3 protein-coding genes are annotated in these 5105 nt (G+C 59.3%); 1 reads left to right on the top strand and 2 read right to left on the bottom strand.

Going from position 1 to position 5105, the window contains the following annotated elements; translation table 11 throughout:
* A partial coding sequence (locus AC0L2K_RS34605) for an amino acid adenylation domain-containing protein (RefSeq protein WP_473533606.1) occupies nucleotides 1–2888 on the bottom strand: 2888 nt, incomplete at its 3' end.
* Between the two features lie 278 nt (nucleotides 2889–3166).
* Here AC0L2K_RS34605 and AC0L2K_RS34610 point away from each other — a divergent pair.
* Nucleotides 3167–3604: a hypothetical protein gene (locus AC0L2K_RS34610; RefSeq protein ID WP_473533607.1), complete on the top strand. Its 438-nt coding sequence runs from the start codon at nucleotides 3167–3169 to the stop codon at nucleotides 3602–3604.
* Nucleotides 3605–3731: 127 nt separating this feature from the next.
* Here the strand turns inward: AC0L2K_RS34610 and AC0L2K_RS34615 are convergent, their stop codons facing one another.
* A complete protein-coding gene (locus tag AC0L2K_RS34615; RefSeq protein WP_473533608.1) occupies nucleotides 3732–4118 on the bottom strand; it encodes an ectoine synthase in 387 nt (128 codons plus the stop codon).
* Between the last annotated feature and the right edge of the window lie 987 nt (nucleotides 4119–5105).

Below are 5105 nucleotides of genomic sequence, written 5' to 3' on the forward strand. Positions count from 1 at the left end.
TCGTTGCGGCCCAAAAACTCCAGATTGCCGTCCGGCAGATAACGCGCCAGATCGCCGCTCCGGTACAGCCGGGCGCCCTCCACAAACGGGCTGGCGATGAACCGCTCAGCCGTCAGCTCGGGACGGTTCAGGTAGCCACGCGCAACCCCCGCCCCGCCGATGTAAAGCTCGCCCACCGCCCCGAACGGCACCGGCTGACCATGAGCGTCCAGAAGATACACCCGCGTGTTCGCAATCGGACGCCCGATGGGAATCGAGGCCAGCCCCCCGACAGCGTCGGATATTGCGAATGTGGCACATCCAACCGTCGCTTCTGTCGGACCATAATGATTGATCAGACGCACGTTCGGAAAACGCTCTTGCCAAAACTGCATGTCTGCCGGGATCAAGGCCTCGCCCCCGACCATGAGCGCTCTGGTCGGGGCTGGTCCCTTGTAGGCTTCAAGCCGCTTGTTCAGCATGCTCAGGTGCGAAGGCGTCAACTTGATCAGATGATGGACCTCACCCTCTCCAAGAGCAGCAAGCCAATCTGTTGGGACAGTCTGTTTTAGAATGCGGAGCTTGGTACCCGCCAGCAAAGGCCCAAACAAGGTCGTAATACTGCCGTCAAAGCTAAACGACAGCAGCATCAGCGAGCCGTTCCCGGCTCCTTGGTAATGGCTGCGATCCGACCAGTGCAGATAGTTCACCAGACTTCCATGCTCGACCATGACGCCCTTTGGAGTTCCGCTGGAGCCCGAGGTGTAGATGACATAGGCGAGATGGCGGGATGTGAGGCCCAGCGCGCGCGGCTCGGGATCGCAGGCGGGCAGCTCGGCCCAGGCCGGGGTGGCCGTCTGCAGATCGACCACGCTCACATCGGCCAGCGCCTCGGCGCCGAGCGCGGCGCGGCCGGCCGCATCGGCCAGCAGCAGCTGCGGCGCGGCATCCTCGAGCACCTGGTTGAGCCGCGCGCTGGGATAGGCCGGATCGAGCGGCACATAGGCGCCGCCCGCCTTGAGGATCGCCAAGACACCGACTACCATGGCCAGGCTGCGCTCCACGCAGATCGCCACCGGCTGGTCCGGCCTGACACCGAGCCCGATCAGGTGATGCGCCAGCCGGTTGGCCCGGGCGTTGAGCTCGCCATAGCTCAGGCGCTCGTCCTCATGCACCAATGCCATCGCCTCCGGCGCCTGGCGCACCTGCGCCTCGAACAGCTCGTGGATGCAAAGATCCGACGGATAGGCCGCGTCCGTCCGGTTCAGATCCTCCAGCAGATAGGTGCGCTCGGCGGCCGGCAGGATGTCGATGCGGCCGACCGGCTGGCCTGCATCGGCAACCACAGCGCACAACAGATTCTGCAAATGCCGCGTCATGCGGTCGATCTGCTCCGGTGCCAATCGACTTGCATCAAAGTGCCATCGAAAGCTCCCATCCAGAGTGCAAAGCTCGAATGTCAGCAAATCACCGGACAGGGTTGTCTCAGAACTCGCGTTCGAAGCTAGATTGCCAGCGGCAGAACAGCTATCTGCTGTAATCGTGATGCCAATCGACCAAGGCCGGTGTGATCGTAGTGCCTCCACACCTCGCAATGTCGGGCAGCGCGCGATAAGATCCCGCGCGAAGCTGCCGTGCTCCGTCAGCCGAGCGAATTCGGCGGCCACCGCCCTGCGCACTTCCTCAAAAGTATGTGCAAGATCAATGGTAACTTTGATTGGCACGACAGAGGCGATAAGCATCTCCACCGCTTTCGAACCGGCTTGCGATCTATCCGATGCAGGCGTGCATCCCAGTTGAAGCTCTGCTTCTCCCGCGATGCGGGCGAGATAGATCAGCCAAGCTGTTACCAAGTATTCCGCGCGATCGAGTGGCGACAGCTTAGCCAAAGCACTTAGAATGGCCCCCGAACTCGACTGCCATCTGGGCGGCGTCTCAGCTACGGACGACGACACGAAGGGAAGCTGCGATGTTTTAAACTGCTCTAGCCGCTGTCGCCAAAAATCCTCTGAAGGCGCCAGCAATTCATGGGCGGCAGTTATCCTCCGCGCCTGTTCATCGCCCAAAATTGGAAGGCGACCACCTTCATCCAAATTGGAGTGCTTGGCGAGGGCTCGCGCGTCCAGCACCTGCCCATCGGAGCTGCCAAAGCTAACATCGACATCCTGCGTACCCGTCGCCACACGCCAGTGGCCGGAGTGGATTTCAAGCAGGGAACCCGCGGGAAAGCCCGAGCGTCGAGGCAACACCTCCAGGCGTCTGACAGTGACAACCTCGTCGCCTACGAGCGCCTTGGGCAGACACAATGGATTGGGATGATACGGGCCAAAGTCTAGGGCACGCGTCATCGCTGACAGGTCTTGCGCGGATCGATCCCATCGCAGACAGCCTGCCGCATCTGGGCGTCGACGTTTCGGAAAATAGCTTCTGTTCACCAGCGCCTGCGGATGGGCAGTAAGCTTCCCGCTCTTGAGGTCAGTCAAAAGCTCGCGGAAACCCTCGACTGCAGCCTCAAAACATTTGAGGTTCAAGCTAAACGCCGTATCGGCGGGCGCAATCAGCACTTGGCGCTGAATCACGACGTCACCCGTACCAACACCATCATCGATACGATGCCACGTGATGGCATACTCGCTCTCCTGGGCCAGCAGCGCCCAGGACGTCGCGTGCGTTCCCGCATATCGTGGCAATGGACCGTCGTGGTGGTTGAAAGCACCTTGTCGCGCTCGCCCAAACACGTTCGGTGGCAATATAAGCGGATTGGCAACGGAGAAAATCCAATCCACCGGCTCGGTGTTCAGAAACGCCGAGAGCTCTTCAACAGTCGCAACGCACAAGATGCTGGCGCGAGCCGCCCAATCCGCGAATATGGCATCGCCACACAGGGCCGCACCAATGAAGTGGCCCATCTCTATTGCCAGCTGAGCGCAGCTGACGGCAAGGGTACCACTGCCAACAAAAACGCTGGAGGAGATTGGATGCCTATCCCAATCGCCTGGTTCGCAGGCACTCCCGCGCGCCGGAGAAGACCGATATGCCATCTTCACCCCTCAAGCAGTTCACCCATCAAGCAGGGCAGTTCCGCCCTGGGCGCCGCCCCACCTAATCGGTCACACTGGTTCGGATCTGCTCGGGGGCGCCCACAATCGCTTGTGCAATCTGGCGTGCATCTGCGGTAGCGAAGCTCTTGAGCCAAATCTTCCAACGTCCCGCCAAGCTCCCTCCGTCACCAAATACCGTCGCCGACAGTATCGCAGTTGCCACCGTAACCTCATCTGAGTTTCCGGTGAGCGTGGTCAGCGGACGACTTCTCCTCAGTCTGTGCTCCTTTTTAGAGGACTACGCATGCATCGTGCCAAAAGGTGAAATCGTTCTCAATCAAATGATAGCAAGAATACTGCTATGTCACTTATCCGACATCGCCGGACATCGTACCATTGAGCGCGCTGTCAATCGGCACAAGCCTTCCGGAATCTCGCCCGATGTGTTCGGCGAAGCAAGCGGAGCCTGGAACATCAACGGCATCACTGTCCACGCGGGCTGCGGCCGCGTAGCCGGGACACTACACCTTCGTGGAAAGCCCCGTTTCACGATGAAGACCAATGAGAAAGCGGAGCCCATGTGAACGAGACAACGAACAAATTTTCCGCTGAGGCCGCGCCCGTGCGGTGCGGATGGTGTTGGATCGCTAAGGTGGATGTTCCTCGCAATGAGCGGCGGTTTATATGAGATCTGTCGTTTATTTATTTTGTTCAATATGCCGAGCCTGCCGGGTCGTTGAGCTTGTGGCGCTCGGTTCCGTTGAGGGGCGGGTTGAAAATACTTACGAGGATCAGGTCCTTGTCTCGGCCCCCGCGCAGAAGATGCTTGTCATGCTTATCAAGCACATAGATGTCGCCCTTGCGAATGGGGAAGACATTACCGTCCATGTCCTCGACCTCGCCCTCTCCGGCGATGCAGTAGCAGGCTTCGAGATGATTACGGTATTGCAGAAGCGAGACGGTGTTAGCGTGCACTACGGTGTGGCAGATGCTGAAGCCCATGCCGTCCTTATCCGTCAGGAGGCGGTGGCTAGTCCCATTGCCCCAATCGACGAAGTGATCGGTCGCTTCAACATCCTGCAGGCTACGCACAATCATAGCGCTATCCCCTTTTGTATTCCGCAGCCGAGCCGGAAGTAGGGCCCGTACTACCGTGATGTTGCCACTTCGGCGCGGTACTGCCGCCTGCGTTGCATGTTTCAGAATGCCGTACCGGCCACATAAAGTGTTTGCGGCGCAAATCTGGCAAGTTGTTTCCTTCCTTCGCTGTGCCTCGCGACACGAGTACAACTCCGCAGCCTGTTAGCTATTGAAGCAAATCTCGTGCCATCATTGTAGAGAGAAGGGATAGAATTTGTGGCTGTTTTTTCAGCTAGTTAGAGAGTGGAAGGATTAGCAGGGCAGTGAAGCCACTCTGACAAACTGCCAAGTGACGGCGGACAGAAATGCTGTCCGGTTATCCGGATTCGGTCAAACGCGCGAAGAGAACCGGCGGGACGGTGCGGCTGACCTTTGTCGTTAATCCCGCCAGGGAAGAGCCGCAGATTGTGGTCAGGGATGCGGCTCCAACGCAGCCCGATGCACTCGACCTCGCCCTCGATACGCCAGGATACGAGGCGCGAAGCGTGTCCCCGCGACCCTGAAGGGCGCGGTTATGATGGCGGCTGACGAATTTGCCGAGGAATGAAGATGGGACAGATCGTGTTTGCTTGCGCCGCAAGCGCTTCGCGTTCGGCCCTGTCCAATGTCCGACAATGCCGGGAAGGCAACGTAGCAGAGGCGAATCCATCACCTTGCGTTTGAACGGTTCTTCTCACTTGTCATGGTACATGCGCGGTGATCTGCAGACACGTCACAGACTATTGAGAAATCGTTCCATGATCTCGCCGAAAGCTGCCGCCGCCGCGGGGTCTCCCGGCTGCATCCTCGGGTGATGCTCGAGTGAGCCCGGCAACATGAGGACGGTCGCTCATTCGGCTCGACGTTTCGTGCCCATCCACCTTCTCCCACAGGGGAGATTGGGATGCAGCGCCTTCAAAGTGGAGAACAAATCACCTTCGCCGCGAACCTTTCACATCGTCCCGC

It is taken from the genome of Mesorhizobium sp. WSM4817 (assembly GCF_055811135.1).